Raw genomic sequence first — 14,698 nt, forward strand, 5'->3', positions numbered from 1 at the left:
CCGCTCGCCGTCCAGTCGGCCGGCCGCCTGCACTCGGCTCACGCTGTTCGCCTCGGCACGCCACGGGACTCCCGGTGGTCGTCCCGCGCGTCGTTCGCTTCTCCCGAAGCGCCAGCAGGTTAGTCAATCGACGCCTGCGCGCCAGTGGTGCTCGTCGTCGACGAGACTAACTCCGCTGGCCACTCGGTCCGGCCTGTCCGGCGCGCGTGCTTGTCTGTGGAGCCTTCCGTGAGCGCTCTCGCTCGCGCCCCAAGGGGCGCTCACGAAGGCGCGAGCGAGAGCGCGTAGACGAGTCTGTCGGGTGACGTTGTGAGAAGTCCGCGATGTTGGTGCATCGCGGTGTCGGGCGCGTGAGCGCCTTCAGGAACGTGTGAGTTCCAATGTCAAGTAACAACGCAACCAGTAATGTAGTTTCGGTCGATGAACAGGCGTTCGAAAACGCGGACGAAGCAGCGGTCGACGAGGACGGCTTCGAGGTCGTCGACGAGACCCCGGAGTTCAGAGCGACGGTACAGATGGAGGTGCAAGCGAAGGTGGACGCAAACCACCCGGACAGAATCGTCGACACCGACGACGAACGAATCTACGGGGCAACCCTCGAACAGGAAGAGCGCATTCGAGGCCGTGAGGAAGAGCTGGAGCGCATCAGTGCACGAGCGGAGTTCGGAACGCAGGACGGTCGGGAGAAGCGGTCGCGAGTTGTGGCGGCGACACAGAGTGTGGAGCAGCGGCAAGAGTTCCAGAAGCGGGCGGCGAGCGTGGATGTGTGGGCCGACCCAGATAGAGACGATCCGCGTGAAGAACTGACGAAGGAGCAGTTGGCGGCGGTGAACACACAGGCGGTGCGATTGAGTGAGAAGTTGGATGGCTGGTCGCGAGCGGCGATTGGGCGGCGACTTGGTGAGGCTGTGGTCGGTGGCAAGGACATGATGAGCGCGGTCGTCAGTGTGTTCGAGGAGTTGCAGACGGCGCCGGGACAGGTAGTTCCCATCGGGAAGCTCGAGGACGTGAATCGCAAAGAGGTGCGTATTGCGGGGCGTGTCGAGACGCTGTGGGTTCCCTCGCATCCGAGTATCGCTCAAGTGGGCCTCATCGCCGACGATAGTGGAAAAACCAGAGTGACGGTCTGGAAAGCGTCGAATGCACCCCTGATGGACGAGGGCGAGCAGGTGCGCATCGATGGCGCGGCGCGAAACTGGTACGAAGGGCGCGTTTCACTGGCCGTCACTGGATGGTCGAGCCTCACCTTCCCTGAGCGCGGTCGGTGGTGGGAATAGCCAGACAACGTGGCACTCTTTTTTGCTATGTGCTCGTTCACCCACTTCCCGCCGCCCCACCCAACCTCCACGTTCCGGGCGGCTCGCGAGCCGCCGGGCTTTCGCTATCGTCTGGTAGTTAGCTCGCTCCGTATCTACGGTCTTAGATTGTTCTCGGTTGGTGATAGGTTTCTGTGACCGTGCTGAATACAGAGCGCGAGTGGGTCATCGCTTCGGCACTCTATGTGACCAAAGTGAATCGCTCAGTACAGGGAAAGCATTTAATCGAACAGCGTTTCGTCTGACATATGTCCTCCAAGCAGAAATTTGCATATATTACTGCGACGATTGTGGCTGCACTATTGGCGGTCGTCGGTGTGTGGCTTCCATGGGTGCGGAAACAGCCAGTCGGCATCACGGATGAATACATAGCGGGTTTGGACGCCGGTTTTTCAGACATCGACTTCCTTGTTATCGTTCTCGTTATGGCCGTCGTTGTGGCTGTCGTGTTGGGACACTACCCGAACTGGCGGACGGATGCCGTTCTCATCGGTGCTGGCGGACTAATACTCGTTGTGTTCGGTAGTGTGTTCCAGAGCTATTTAGCAGTAGAGCGGTATGTAGTCGAGCCGGGGCTGTATCTCTTGATTGCCAGTGGTTGCCTCTTCATTCTTATTGGAGTTGTTGCAGCACTGAATCGTCGTCTTACTCCCATTGTTTCAAACCGCGATAACCCACGTGTTGGGTGATTCGCAGGCCTACTGCTCGATAGGTTCAGAGAATGTGTGTCGAACTAAACTGGTTGCTGTGATACATACACCCTCTATATCTTGCACGGCACTTCTGACAGGGACTGGTGAGGTTCCTACAATCGTGCTGAATAGAGAGCGCGTCTGTGTCTGTGGAGGGAGATTTTTATAGCAACTATCCCCCCCACTACTGGGATTCGTGAGGTGAACCAGAACAGGCTTTTACTGACTCTGGGTACCTACATCCGTCCCTAATGAAATACGAATCGGTCCTCCTTGATATCGAGATCGAGGAAGCAACCGCTCTAGTCAAAAAGAGGAAACGAAGTTTCTCGAGTCGGACTGTTCAGGGGAATGTTGAATACGTGAGTCAGACTGGCCATCACTTGGCGGAGCTAACCGAGACAGTGCTCCCAAATGGAAAACCCGGTACACTACTAAGATATCGAACTACTCTCATCTCGCCAACAGAGGCGTTCGCAAAACAACAAGCTCGTGAGATATACGACGCTCTCTCTTCGTACAGATACCGGTAGGGTCGGCTCTGTTGAAATCCTATGGTCTCCTCTTGATATCGAAAACCATAGCCACAGGAGTGAGAAAGAGCTAGCGTAATGTCATGGCTTCTCCTCTTCATCGCTGGACTGTTCGAAGTCGCTTGGGCGATTGGGCTCGAGTATTCTGACGGCCTCTCGGAACCACTGCCGACGCTGGGCACAGTCGTGGCGCTCATTATCAGTATGGTATTGCTCGCAAAGGCAGTTCAGAACCTGCCAATCGGGACCGCGTATGCTGTCTGGACGGGAATCGGCGCCGTGGGAACCGCCTTCCTCGGGATTGCCTTATTCGACGAACCCGCAACGAGTGCCCGCCTCCTCTTCATCTCTGTGATTGTCTTTGGGATCGTCGGCCTCCACTTCGTTTCGGGCGGCCACTAACGACACCTCACCGAACGGTTTCTGGCGTGGTCACCAATCGTACCCTTTGTGGATCTGACGCCCCTCATCATTCATAACAGGCCCGACAACATCACTGACCCCATCCAGGATCTCCGAGGAACGGACCGTTGGCTCGGTTCCAGTGAATGCCGCAATCTCTTCACTTCCGACACTGTAGACGACACGCCCGAACCCAGCTGTCGCCATTCCACTCGCACACATAGGACAGGGTTCAGTACTCGTATAAACCCCCATCCTAGCGCGCTCATCGGGGTCGTACTCTCGGCATGCCAGGTACGCGAGGTGGAGTTCGGGATGATACCGAATATCGTTCTGAGTTCGTACCCGATTTGACTCGGCCAGGATGACGGTATCTTCGTGGACGAGAACGGATCCGAGCGGTTCGTCGCCACGGGTAGCAGCCTCACGCGCGAGCTGGAAGGCCTCGTGCATATGCGATTCATGCGCGTGATCGTCGAATTGTGGAGTGGCCACGGTTGAATAGTGAGCTATGAGGGTATGGGAGTTAATTGCGGGTGTCGATTTCCTCCACAGTGCGATCTGCGAGCTGAGAAAACCCGACTGTGTCTGGTATCACGTCCACCGTGATGCCGTGGCCCCAAATCGCACGAGCCGTCGGTAGGCCGATTGCGCCGATGATTGTCTTTGTCATTCCCCGTTGGAGTGCGGGTAGACCGGTTTGTTCGGCGGCGATTTCGCAGAAATGGTTCACTGTCCTGGGTGACGAGAAAAGGATACCATCCAGTTGCCCGTCCGTGGCGAGAGTGACTGACCGGCCAGCATCAGTTGGGCGATCCAATCGGTACAACTGCGTTTCATAGACATCTGCACCGGCAGTCTCTAAGCCTTGAATTAGTACATCACTGCCGTGTGCACTGCGGGCGATTTCGACGGTTGACCCGTCGACCTCAGCAGCGAGTTCTTCAACGAGACCTGTGGACGTGAAAGTGGACGGCACGATATCGACTGGAATACCATCGTCCCGCAATGCCGAAGCGGTCTGCTGTCCAACGGCACACACCGTTGATTTACTAGAATACCAGTTTTGTTCGACAGCTATCTCCACTCCGGTACGGCTTGTGAAGACGCAATAGTCTGCCGCCCCTAGCGTCTTACCAGTCAGACGAATCGTCAGCATTGGATCTGCTACTGCTGTAACTCCTAGTGAGCGGAGATACTTGACTGCCTCCGTAATCCGATCGTCATCGGGTCGAAGAACAGCTACTGTTGGCTTGCTCATATTTCGATGGGAAACGTTGATGGAGATGTTCGGACTGGGAATTGTACGTACTGGGCTATGTAGTCTGACATGCTCTCCGATCTACCCCCATCCGAGTGCAGCAAGCCAGGCCAAAAGTGGAGCAGCCGTGACTCGAATTGTGGCTGCACCGAACCCGAAGGCGATAAGACTCATCAAGAGGACAAATTCGGCGTTGGCATCCTTTACACTCGCAAGAAGTGTGAGTAACGTGAGCGATCCAGAGAGGAGGCAGATGAGCGCCCCAATGAGAAAACTCAGAATCATAAACACAGGATCTGAGAAACTTAGCTGTGAGAACGGAGGCGTATAGATGCCAGTTACATGGAAGGCTATCCCGAGGCAGAGATACCCGACGAACCCGACCACTGTTACTGCGCTCCCAATCGATGACAGCCGAAAAATTCGGTAAAGCTCTCGCTCAAGCGGCGTCGATGGGTGCCACGTCCGCAGAGGGGAAGGATGGGGCATCTAGCTACGGCCAGAGCCCTCGTGCTTCGTGTGCTTCCGCAATGCGGGACAGTGCCACGATGTAGGCCGCATCACGCCAGGTGACGTCCCGCTGCTCGAACTCCGTTCGAACAGCATCCCAGGCGGCTTGCATCTCGGTTTCAAGTTCTTCATTTACCCGTTCGAGCGACCACGCTCTCCGATTGATGTCCTGAAGCCACTCGAAGTAGCTGACCGTGACCCCGCCAGCGTTGGCGAGAATGTCTGGAACCACTGCGACATCTCGTTCGGCAAGAATCGAATCAGCCGACGATGTTGTCGGACCATTCGCGCCTTCAACAACGAGGTCTGCAGCAACCGCTTCCGCGTTCCCTTCGGTGATTACATTACCAAGTGCTGCGGGAATGAGGACGTCGACGTCGAGTGTGAGCAGATCGTCGTTCGAAATAACGTTGTCAGCGTACTTCGTGACCGCCTCGGGCTCCTCATCGTGTGACGGAACGGACGCCGTATCGATCCCGTCTGGCTCGTACATTGCGCCGTTCACGTCACTAATCGCGACGACGGTCGCACCCCAATCGTCGAGGAGGCGGGCCGCGTTCGCTCCGACGCTCCCGTAGCCTTGGACTGCAACAGTCGTCTCTTCGAGCGGGCAGTCGTAGTACTCACAAGCGAGTTGCGTGATAATCGCGACACTCCGTCCTGGCGCTTCTTCACGACCCTCGCTACCACCGACAACTGGCGGTTTGCCAGTGACGACTCCTGGCGTCGTCTCGCCCTCCTGCATGCTGTATGCATCCATAATCCAGGCCATCGTCTGTGCGTCTGTCCCCATGTCTGGAGCCGGGATGTCCCGGGTGGGGCCGATGACGTCACGGATCTCCTGAGTGAACCGGCGAGTGAGTCGTTCCTTCTCATCTGGTCTCAATTCCTTCGGATTGACGACGACACCACCTTTCGCACCCCCGAACGGAATATCCATCACTGCGCACTTCCAGGTCATCCACATTGCGAGCCCGACGCATTCGTCACGCGTAACATCGGGGTGGTATCTGAGTCCACCCTTGTAGGGACCACGCACGCTATCGTGTTGTGCCCGGTAGCCGGTGAAAACTTCGACAGTGCCGTCGTCACGCTCGACCGGTACCTTGACCTCGTGGACTTTCGCAGGATATTTGAGCCGTTCGACGACATTCGGGTTGAGGTCTAAATGGGTGGCTGCATGCGCGAGCTGCCGACGGGCCGTTTCGAGGGCTGATTCGAATTCGGTCGGTTCGGCCCGCTCCTGCTCTTGAGGTGAATGTGCTACCATGGGTTATTCGATTGGCGTCTGCCGGTTTCGCATGTCACTTCCACAGTCGTCACAGCTACCAGGATTCGTTTCAGCGATAACAATCGTTCCACAGCTGAAGCACTCGTATGCCGACTCGTCCTTGGTGTCGTAATCTACGTCTCTCATCCCTCACGTTCGACTACAAAAGACAACAGAATCAAGATCTCTATTGAATAACGAAGTGAATCCAAAATTGGGGGTTTGTTATTGAACTAGTTGAGGTCGCCCTTATACCGTGGCTGGTGCAGTGGGTACTCCGATATCGTCGAACAGCGTCGAGAACAGCTTTCGCTGGACCGTTCGGGCGTGCTGATAGAACGCCGGTGGTGAAATCCCCAACGTGGCCGCGACCTCTTCGCCAGTACTCTCGCGTGGCGACTCGAAGAATCCACTATAGTATGCCGTCTGAAGGACTTCGAGTTGGCGATCAGTTAATCGCTCGAGAAATCTCGAATAGAGGTCCTCCGTCGACGAACGGTCGAGTGTTTGCTTCGACCGTAGGTCGACGGTCGAGAACGACTCAGTCACGAGATCCGTAATGGGGCGGACGTCGACACTCTCTGGGACATCGATGACGAGCACTGTCCCTGTCTCGTCGACCGTTGCGCTCCGGAGAACGGCACCGTGGTCGGCCAATTCGAGTGCGAGAAATGGCTGAGATAGCCGGAGCCGGAGCACGCCGTCGGTCCCATCCGCACTGACTCGCTGTACCTCCTCGATGGCGACAAGGTCCATTGCGACCTGCTCGACGATATCCATCTCGGCCCCTTCGACGGTCACGAAGACATAGCTCCCCACGTCGGTCTGTTGGACGCCCCCTTGATAAGAGAGCGTACACTCCGCCTCCTGCGCAAGCCGCGAAAGCACGAACGTCGGGTCGTCGATTTCGAACTCGAATCGCGTCACCGACGTGGTGAGCAAGGCGTTTTTCCGCTCGATTGCACTCGTCGCGGAGGCGATCGTTTCACCGAGTTCCGCGAGCACCTCTTGGGACATCTCGTCGAACGCATTCTGCGTTTTCGCATAGACAGTGAGCACACCGTACGACAGTTCGTCGTAGGCGAGGGGCACGCTCAACACCGACAGGTAGTCCCGAGCCACGGCTTCCTTTCGCCACGCTTCCTGTCGGAGTTGGGCAGCGACGTTCGTCACCATCGTCACCTCTCGCGTCGCCGCCGTCCGGCCCGCCGGTTCTGTCTCTGATTCGTCGACGGCGACCGACACACTGTCCAGATAGCCCTGCTCGTTGCCAGCCCACGCTCGTGGTTCGATGGTGTCGGTGATGGCGTCGACGACGCCAATCCAGGCGAAGCTGAATCTATCGTCTGCCGTCAGGAGTTCACAGACCGCGTGGTCGATCTCCGCCCGCGTCTCCGCCTGGACGAGTGCCTGATCGATTTCCCGAATGATCTCGTTGGTACGGTTCAGGGCGGTAAGATGGGCGTTCTGTTGCTGGAGTTCCCGGTCCTGTTCGCGCAGTTGACTCTCCCGGCTGACGCGATCGAGCGCTGCTTCGGCCGTTGCAGCGAGGAGGTCGGCGAGTTCCCGTGTCACAGCGTCGAATCGGCTGACATCGGGAGAGCCCGCAATGAAGACGCCGTGGTCGCCGAGCGGGATGTACGCGGCACTCCGAATGTCGGTCGCCCGGTTGTCGAGCCGGTCGCAATCGTGTACGTCGTCGAAAAAGAGCGATTCGTCCTCGAGGAAGCTGTACCCGGTGAGTTCGGTACCGTCGGCATGCACTGTCGGAAGGGGACCGTTCAACTGCTCCATCGCAGCCGACTGGGCGGCTGGAGTGAGGTTGTTCTCGTCTGTATCGAAGAGATAGACAGCACTCGCGTCGATATCGAGGACGCCTGGCGTGTCATCGACGATGTGCTGGGCGATCTCTTGTTTCGTCTCGGCGTAGAGGAAATCCCGTGCCGTCTCCTGGAGCGTCGCCAGCGCCACCTCACGTTGCTTGCGCTTCGTGATATCACGACAGCTGTACAGGAGGGTGCCGTCCTGTATCGACACCTCCCGGACGTTGACCAGCAGCGTGTGTTCACGACCGGCCTTGTCCGTGGCCGTACACTCGATGTTTTTCAACACGCCCTCTTCGGCGAGTTCCTCGCGGTCGAAGAGGTCCTCGCCAAGGAGTTCGTCGACCGTTCCCAGCTCACGGATTTCGTCGGCGGTGTAGCCGAAAATAAAGTGGACGTTGGGACAGACGTAGGTGTAGTCACCCTCCTCGTTCGTGATGAGGACCGTATCGGTCATGTTGTTGAGGGTGACGCGATGGAGTTCTTCGGACTGGCGAAGGTCTCGTTCGAGGCTGACCCGCTCAGTGATGTCGACTCCCTCAACGACGATGGAGACAACCTCACCACGTTCAGCCCGCACGGGGCGGGCAGAGAGATCGATGACGTGTGGTTTCTCGACAGCGGGCGATTGCGTAACGACCGCGTTTCCGAACGTGCCTCCAAGGGCCTGTTCGGTGATCCGGTGGACATCTCCTTGCAGGCCGTCCGTCTCACTCCACCACGGAAGCGTCCAGAACGGCTCTCCAACGAGCGTGTCGACGTCTGCGTCGATCATGTCACGGGCGGTCTGATTCACGCGAGCGAGCGCTCCATCTGGCTCGAGCACCCATGTTGCCGTCCGCGTATCGTGAAAGATTGCATCGAACTGCCGCGCTCGATCGCGCTGTGTGATGGCCCGCTGTGCGGACCGGACGCTCTGCTCGGTTCGTTCGAGTAGTTCGTCGAGCATCTCGTCGGATGGCTCGCGGAACGCGACGTAATCCGTGACGCCGGCCGCGACGGCTTCGCTCGCGACAGCCTCACTTCCAGCGGCCGTACACAGGATCACGGGGAGCGTTGCGGTTTCGGCACGAACCGATTCGATGAGCTGGATGCCCGTCGAGTCGTCGAACTCGTAATCAGTGACGATACAATCGACTGGCTCATTGTGGAGGACGTCCAGCGCCTCGTCGATGGTTGGAATCGTCTGGACGGACACCTCAATACGTGTCTCCAGGGTGTCAGCGAAGTCCTGTACCCACCCAGTCGTCCCAACGAGAAGTACACGGGTCGACTGTAACATGCTGGACGGAGGCGACATACCTGAAAATGTGGTGTCCGGGGGGTTCAATATATCGCCCACTGAGTAGCACGGCGTTTAGCTCTGCGTACATTCGAGTGGGACGGAAAAGACTCCAAAGCAAAAGCTGAAACGGTTGTAATCTATGTCTTTGAACGGTCTTAGTGGAGCTTGGGATGCTGTGAAGTACACTCTGTGGATAGACTAGCGTTTCTCAGACAGCTCATAGACAAACAACGTGTGTCAGGAAGTATTTGTTATTCAACCCTCAGCGGTATGGGTGTCACCACTCTTCTAGTAAACAATGCGTACTCGAGGATTGGCAAATCCTGAGATAGGAACCACTGGTAGTATCTCTCTCCAGAATAACGTCGTGGAGGATGCATCTCTGATAGGTGAGATGGGTTTCGGCTCGCTGTTGTCGACGTGGACACTGACATCGGCACGATGACCGGGCGGCCCGAGAGCGGAACATCGACCGTCAGTGAGGAGTTGGCTACCGTGGAGAGCAACTGGAAGACGTGGGGACTCGTTGGCGGGGTAAGCCTCATTTCGACCGGACTAGCGGCCTACGAGATCGTCCCTGCGAGCGTGACACCGATCATTCGTGACTCACTGCAGATCGGCCCGACGGCCTCTGGATTCCTCGTGGGAATCATGTTCGGGACGGCCGTCGTTGCAAGCCTTCCCGCCGGTGCAGTCCTCGACCGGACGAACACCAGGACGGCGATGGCCCTCGCAGTTCTCACACTGCTCGTCGCTGGCGTCTGGGGATGGACGGCCGGCCGGAGCGGTGATTACCGAGCCGTCATCGCGTCGCGAGCTGTCGGTGGCGTTGCGTACGTCGTGGTCTGGAACGCGGGCATAGATATCGTGAGTCGATCCGTAGAGGAGTCCCGGCGAGCGACTGCCGTCGGCGTGTTTACTGCCAGCGGGCCGATCGGATTCGCACTTGGACAGGGAACGGGCCCGCTCATCGCGGCGTGGTTCGGCTGGCCAGCGATCTTCCTTGCGTTCAACGGGGTTGCCCTCGTTGGATTAGCGCTGTTCTGGCCGACGAGCAGTGGGCTCGGATGCAGCAGCAGCTCCGCACCGTCGCTTACCGAGTTTGGCGATGTCCTCCGAAACAGGAACGTCTGGCTGGTCGGTGGCCTCGGCTTTCTCGGGTATTCGCTGTATCTATTCATCAACAGCTGGGGGTCTTCGTATCTCACTGAAGTGGTGGGACTCTCATTAGGCGTCAGCGGATTGGTCGTCGCCCTGTTTCCGGCGGTTGGTATCCTTGCACGGATGAGCAGTGGGGCACTTTCGGATCAACTATTCGCCGGTCGGAGGCAACCGGTTGTACTCGGATCGTTCTTCGTCGCGACACCACTCGTCATCGGGTTCACCTACTTCCGGTCGATCGCCGTACTCGTGGCGATGTTGCTCGTCGCCGGTTTTGCGATTCAGCTCATGCTCGGCCTTTCGTTCACCTACGTTCGGGAACTCGTCGATCCTCGGGTTGCCGCGACTGCCGTGGCATTCCAGACGAGCGTCGGGCTCGCAGGAGCGTTTCTCGCCCCGATAGCTGGCGGTGCCGTCGTGGATGCGGCGGGGTTCGATACCGCATTCCTCGTGGCCGGGGGTCTTGCAGCCCTTGGTATCGTGCTGGCGTGGTGGGCTCCAGAACCAGCAAACCAACAATTCGGCTAACCGCTTTCGGGTACGGTACTGAATGGACGCAACCCGGTAATCGTGACAGGAGAACAGGAGTGGCCCGTGTGATTTTAAAATGAGCAAAACCTCGTATTCTCGAAGGTACCTTTTTGGGGATTCTTGTCGGAAATTAGTGGAAGATGCCTACCAAATTATCTAGATTTCTCTGAGAGAAGTGCGCAACCCTGTCTAAAATCCCGTCATTCACTTTTCAGAGCCTGTATCGTATGATTTCGAGAGTGACGGGGATATCATCTGCAGAAGCATCAAACGAGCCAAAAATTTCCTTGGTTAGATGCTACCCAAGCCTGCTCACACTAGAGTACCAATACTCCCGAAATCGAGCGTTTCACTCCACCGTCAAACACAATTTTTGGCTCTGTTGAAATCCTCGGAGAGTTACAGGTTCACATAGTAGTCTAATCGTATGGAAGTCCTCCCGAAGTCGCGGTTGCTCCGGTTCGTTGAGCAGGCGTACCACTTGGCTCGGCGAGCTGTTGCCCGCTACTCCTCGAAGTTCTCGAAACGTCGCTACACACTCCACCAACACATCGTCTTGCTCTGCCTCAAAGTTCGGAAGAATACGACGTACCGGATGCTTCTTGACGAACTCATCGAGATGCCCCGGATTCGAAGAGCCATCGATCTTGAGGAACTCCCGTCGCCCTCAACGCTATGCAAAGCGTTCAACCGACTCGATATGGCAGTCTGGCGGGTTCTTCTTAATCTCTCAGTTACGCTTCTCCCAACCAACGGTGTCGTCGGGATTGACGCTTCCGGGTTCGACCGCAGTCATGCCTCGAAGCACTACACGAAGCGAACGAAGTTGACAATTCAGCAGTTGAAAGTCACGCTTCTCGTGGACACGAGAGTGAATGCTATCCTCGACGTACACGTGACGACAACACGAAAACACGACTCGAAGATTGCGCCGTCGCTCATCAAGCGGAATACCAGGAGAGTAGCGGTTCTCCTTGGCGACAAGGGATACGATGATCAGAAGATTCGTACGTTAGCCCGTGAGACTGGTGTTCGTCCGCTCATCAAGCACCGCGAGTTCTCGTCGCTTCACAGAGCGTGGAATGCTCGGTTGGATGCCGGTCTCTACGGTCAGCGCAGTCAGAACGAGACGGTGAACTCCCGTCTTAAACGGAAGTACGGTGCGTTCGTCCGCTCACGGTACTGGTGGAAGCAGTTCCGTGAACTCGTTGTCGGCTGTCTCACTCATAACATCGACAAGGCACTTTGAACGTTCGATATAGAGGGTGTACCTCACAGGCGAGTGAGAAACTCACTGATCTCCGTCAGTAGCGGTGTGACCGATACAGAGATCTCTTCTATTGGAGAGAAAACCCGGGTTCAAAATACATACATGGGTACTGGACACAGTACGACTAATGGAAGAAGATACGACACCCCGAGAGAAGGATAAACACGGGGCTGACTGGTATCGGACGCTCGTTGAGGAGGTAAATGATCTCGCAACAGTCGTTGATTCCGACGGGACGATAACCTACGTCAGTCCGGCTGTCACACGGGTGCTCGGCTACGACCCCGACGACTTGATTGGTCATGAAGGATACGAGTTTGTCCATCCCGAGGACCGAGAACGAAACGCCGACGCGATGGAGACAGTGCTCTCGGACCCATCTGAATCCGAGACTGTCGAGGTCCGATTCCGCCACGCCGACGGCTCGTGGCGCTGGATCGAAGCCACAATGCGGAATCGACTTGACGACGACATCATTGATGGGATTCTCCTCAGCAGTCGGGATATCACTGAACGAAAGGAGTACGAGGCCGAAGCCCGGGAACTTGCCGAAGAGTACGAAGCCCTGTTGAACAACGTCGAGGATGCTATCTTTCTCATCAACGTCGAAAAACGAGAGGAGAGTGTCCGATTTGAATTCGAACGCCTCAGTCCCTCCTACGAGCGGCAAACCGGAATTACGACGGAGGACGTACAGGGCCAGACACCGCGTGATGTGTTCGGCGAGGAGCAGGGGGCTGAGTTAGAAGCCAACTACCACCGCTGTGTCCACGCCGGCGAGCCTATCTCGTATCAAGAGGAGCTCCGGGTAGATGAGGGAGCACGTTTCTGGCAGACGAAACTCGCGCCGGTGGTCAATGACGGTGAAATCACGCGCCTGATTGGGGTCACTCGGAACGTGACTGAACGCGTCGAACGAGAGCGACAATTACGTCAGCAGAACGAGCGCCTCGAAGAGTTTGCGAGTGTTGTTTCCCACGATTTGCGGAACCCGCTCAACGTCGCACAAGGTCGTGCAACGCTCCTCGCCGAGCAGGTCGAAAGTGATCATCTCAAGCCACTTGTCCGAGCGCTCGATCGGATGGAGGCAATCGTTGAGGACACGTTGACGCTTGCTCGTCAGGGCGACACGATTAGCGAAACCGAGTCGGTCAGCCTGACTGACCTCGTCGGGAAGTGCTGGGGGACAGTAGACACGGAGGACGCAAATATCGAGATCGTCGATGAGATGACTTTCGAAGGTGATCCCGATCGGCTACGGCACGTGTTCGAGAACTTGTTCCGCAACGCTGTTGAACACGGTGGGTCCGACGTGACCGTCCGTGTGGGTTGTCACGATGAACAGGGAATCTACGTTGAAGACGATGGGCCAGGAATTCCAGTCGAAAAGCGTGACGAAGTGTTCGAGGCTGGCCATTCGTCAGCAGGGGGTGGGACTGGTTTCGGGTTGACCATCGTAAAACGGATCGTGGAAGCTCATGGCTGGGAGTTGTCTGTAACCGATGGAACCGATGGCGGAGCACGGTTTGAGATTGAGATGGCGGAACAGGAAGAGTTCGTGTGAGTGCTTAGACAAAGTCCTTCACCTATGCATCAAACAGTGCGATAGTAAATCGATGGTAGCGTGTATGAGGTGCTCGCTATGTATTCAGCAGGACCCCTAAAACCTATCACTAACTGAGGATTTCAACAAGGCCAATTTTTCCCAACCACCTCATTTTCTGGTTCGTCGAGGACCTTATTACCGCCTGAGAACTGCCCGGCGTCTCTGTAAGCCAATCTGGCCCCGTCATAATCCACTCTACACCTCCCAAATCATCCAAAGGAAGGCTAGGGTACACCGGTGCAAACGCCGCTGGCTCTCTCCGGCCGAGGGGCCATCAAACGACGACTACCTCTAGCCAATATATCAGAATTCAATCACTGGATAAGAGTGCGATCCGCGGTGGAGTTTGTCGCCCCCGAGAGGGGCGAGGGGGCCGTCGTAGGCACTCACTCAACAACCATGTCTTCCGAACACGAGCAACAGCAATCACGATTTCCTAGCGAGCACACTGAGCACCCGAGCGAAGAACCGTGGGTAGATCTCGAACTGACGCTCCCTCACGGCAGAAGTCCAGCTGGCATCGTCTCCTTTGTCGAGTGCGCACTCGTAGAACTCACCCACGAAGATGTCGGAGTCGAGTTCGTCTCGACGAGCGTGGCAGGCGTGAAGCGGACACAGTTCATCGCCGTCGACGACGTCGGCCAGCGGTTCCAGAAGCGGTATTTCGACGAGCGTCTCGGCTGGCACGAAACAACGGTTAGCCATGAAGCGGTTCATGAGGAGTTGGTCAACCGACTCTCGCGGTCGTCACTGGGCAGTGATGTAGGTCAGCATGGCGTCGTCGACGATCAAGACAAATTCCAGGTGATGCCAGTTCGGGAGCTGTGAATTCAGGAGTGACGCCTTAACCAACAATAGCACAAGAGAATAACATTTGTTGGTTAAGTTTGTGGTCCGCTGGTGGATTCCGCCCCGCACAAAGTCAGGAAACTATTCCTCGAAATAAGAACTATATCCCGTGCCGCGCAAGAACGAGTATGTCCAACAGCGAGTCTCCAGGCGGCCCGCCCTCTTTCGAGGATGCGTTTCGTGGCGACG

Annotated in this window: 14 protein-coding genes; 8 read left to right on the top strand and 6 right to left on the bottom strand. The window is 56.8% G+C overall.

Annotated elements, in window-relative coordinates:
- Positions 1–380: 380 nt before the first annotated feature.
- The 4 genes from BLR57_RS17115 to sugE all read left to right on the top strand — a co-directional run bounded on the left by BLR57_RS17115 (position 381) and on the right by sugE (position 2,943).
- Positions 381–1,277 carry an SOSS complex subunit B family protein gene (locus BLR57_RS17115; protein WP_089699622.1) on the top strand — a complete coding sequence of 299 codons (897 nt, stop codon included), beginning with the start codon at positions 381–383 and terminating at the stop codon, positions 1,275–1,277.
- 287 nt (positions 1,278–1,564) lie between these two features.
- Positions 1,565–2,005, top strand: a complete 441-nt coding sequence (locus BLR57_RS19650; RefSeq protein WP_211603308.1) for a hypothetical protein — start codon at positions 1,565–1,567, stop codon at positions 2,003–2,005.
- Positions 2,006–2,259: 254 nt separating this feature from the next.
- Positions 2,260–2,541, top strand: coding sequence for a hypothetical protein (locus BLR57_RS19100; protein WP_139173390.1), 282 nt, complete (start codon positions 2,260–2,262; stop codon positions 2,539–2,541).
- Positions 2,542–2,619: 78 nt separating this feature from the next.
- Positions 2,620–2,943, top strand: coding sequence for a quaternary ammonium compound efflux SMR transporter SugE (sugE, locus tag BLR57_RS17125; RefSeq protein WP_089699624.1), 324 nt, complete (start codon positions 2,620–2,622; stop codon positions 2,941–2,943).
- Between the two features lie 30 nt (positions 2,944–2,973).
- Here the strand turns inward: sugE and BLR57_RS17130 are convergent, their stop codons facing one another.
- The 6 genes from BLR57_RS17130 to BLR57_RS17150 form a co-directional block, all read right to left on the bottom strand.
- The gene (locus BLR57_RS17130; RefSeq protein ID WP_280140464.1) at positions 2,974–3,438 is read right to left on the bottom strand and encodes a nucleoside deaminase; all 465 of its coding nucleotides are present in this window, start codon (positions 3,436–3,438) and stop codon (positions 2,974–2,976) included.
- Between the two features lie 31 nt (positions 3,439–3,469).
- Complete coding sequence (locus BLR57_RS17135; RefSeq protein WP_089699628.1) at positions 3,470–4,204, bottom strand: uroporphyrinogen-III synthase; 735 nt, start codon at positions 4,202–4,204, stop codon at positions 3,470–3,472.
- Positions 4,205–4,285: 81 nt separating this feature from the next.
- A complete protein-coding gene (locus BLR57_RS17140; RefSeq protein ID WP_244510094.1) occupies positions 4,286–4,591 on the bottom strand; it encodes a hypothetical protein in 306 nt (101 codons plus the stop codon).
- A 106-nt stretch (positions 4,592–4,697) separates the two neighbouring features.
- Positions 4,698–5,984 carry a glutamate dehydrogenase GdhB gene (gene gdhB, locus BLR57_RS17145; RefSeq protein WP_089699630.1) on the bottom strand — a complete coding sequence of 429 codons (1,287 nt, stop codon included), beginning with the start codon at positions 5,982–5,984 and terminating at the stop codon, positions 4,698–4,700.
- Positions 5,985–5,987: 3 nt separating this feature from the next.
- Positions 5,988–6,131, bottom strand: a complete 144-nt coding sequence (locus BLR57_RS19105; protein WP_139173391.1) for a rubrerythrin-like domain-containing protein — start codon at positions 6,129–6,131, stop codon at positions 5,988–5,990.
- Positions 6,132–6,233: 102 nt separating this feature from the next.
- The gene (locus BLR57_RS17150) at positions 6,234–9,107 is read right to left on the bottom strand and encodes a bacterio-opsin activator domain-containing protein (protein ID WP_089699632.1); all 2,874 of its coding nucleotides are present in this window, start codon (positions 9,105–9,107) and stop codon (positions 6,234–6,236) included.
- 426 nt (positions 9,108–9,533) lie between these two features.
- Here BLR57_RS17150 and BLR57_RS17155 point away from each other — a divergent pair, with 426 nt between their 5' ends.
- The 4 genes from BLR57_RS17155 (at position 9,534) to BLR57_RS17170 (ending at position 14,488) form a co-directional block, all read left to right on the top strand.
- The gene (locus BLR57_RS17155) at positions 9,534–10,781 is read left to right on the top strand and encodes an MFS transporter (protein ID WP_089699656.1); all 1,248 of its coding nucleotides are present in this window, start codon (positions 9,534–9,536) and stop codon (positions 10,779–10,781) included.
- A 430-nt stretch (positions 10,782–11,211) separates the two neighbouring features.
- Positions 11,212–12,033, top strand: coding sequence for an IS5 family transposase (locus BLR57_RS17160; protein WP_089699635.1), 822 nt, complete (start codon positions 11,212–11,214; stop codon positions 12,031–12,033).
- Between the two features lie 148 nt (positions 12,034–12,181).
- Positions 12,182–13,618 carry a PAS domain S-box protein gene (locus BLR57_RS17165; RefSeq protein WP_089699637.1) on the top strand — a complete coding sequence of 479 codons (1,437 nt, stop codon included), beginning with the start codon at positions 12,182–12,184 and terminating at the stop codon, positions 13,616–13,618.
- A 441-nt stretch (positions 13,619–14,059) separates the two neighbouring features.
- Positions 14,060–14,488 carry a DUF8030 family protein gene (locus tag BLR57_RS17170; RefSeq protein WP_089699658.1) on the top strand — a complete coding sequence of 143 codons (429 nt, stop codon included), beginning with the start codon at positions 14,060–14,062 and terminating at the stop codon, positions 14,486–14,488.
- The last annotated feature ends 210 nt before the right edge of the window (positions 14,489–14,698 follow it).

The organism is Halogranum gelatinilyticum, from assembly GCF_900103715.1.
Lineage (GTDB): Archaea > Halobacteriota > Halobacteria > Halobacteriales > Haloferacaceae > Halogranum > Halogranum gelatinilyticum.

What these genes read in the sequence shown, in the direction of transcription:
- BLR57_RS17115 (WP_089699622.1), top strand. Translation starts at nt 381, where the DNA reads ATGTCAAGTAACAACGCAACCAGTAATGTAGTTTCGGTCGATGAACAG.
- BLR57_RS19650 (WP_211603308.1), top strand. Translation starts at nt 1,565, where the DNA reads ATGTCCTCCAAGCAGAAATTTGCATATATTACTGCGACGATTGTGGCT.
- BLR57_RS19100 (WP_139173390.1), top strand. Translation starts at nt 2,260, where the DNA reads ATGAAATACGAATCGGTCCTCCTTGATATCGAGATCGAGGAAGCAACC.
- sugE (WP_089699624.1), top strand. Translation starts at nt 2,620, where the DNA reads ATGTCATGGCTTCTCCTCTTCATCGCTGGACTGTTCGAAGTCGCTTGG.
- BLR57_RS17135 (WP_089699628.1), bottom strand. Translation starts at nt 4,204, where the DNA reads ATGAGCAAGCCAACAGTAGCTGTTCTTCGACCCGATGACGATCGGATT.
- gdhB (WP_089699630.1), bottom strand. Translation starts at nt 5,984, where the DNA reads ATGGTAGCACATTCACCTCAAGAGCAGGAGCGGGCCGAACCGACCGAA.
- BLR57_RS19105 (WP_139173391.1), bottom strand. Translation starts at nt 6,131, where the DNA reads ATGAGAGACGTAGATTACGACACCAAGGACGAGTCGGCATACGAGTGC.
- BLR57_RS17150 (WP_089699632.1), bottom strand. Translation starts at nt 9,107, where the DNA reads ATGTCGCCTCCGTCCAGCATGTTACAGTCGACCCGTGTACTTCTCGTT.
- BLR57_RS17155 (WP_089699656.1), top strand. Translation starts at nt 9,534, where the DNA reads ATGACCGGGCGGCCCGAGAGCGGAACATCGACCGTCAGTGAGGAGTTG.
- BLR57_RS17160 (WP_089699635.1), top strand. Translation starts at nt 11,212, where the DNA reads ATGGAAGTCCTCCCGAAGTCGCGGTTGCTCCGGTTCGTTGAGCAGGCG.
- BLR57_RS17165 (WP_089699637.1), top strand. Translation starts at nt 12,182, where the DNA reads ATGGAAGAAGATACGACACCCCGAGAGAAGGATAAACACGGGGCTGAC.
- BLR57_RS17170 (WP_089699658.1), top strand. Translation starts at nt 14,060, where the DNA reads ATGTCTTCCGAACACGAGCAACAGCAATCACGATTTCCTAGCGAGCAC.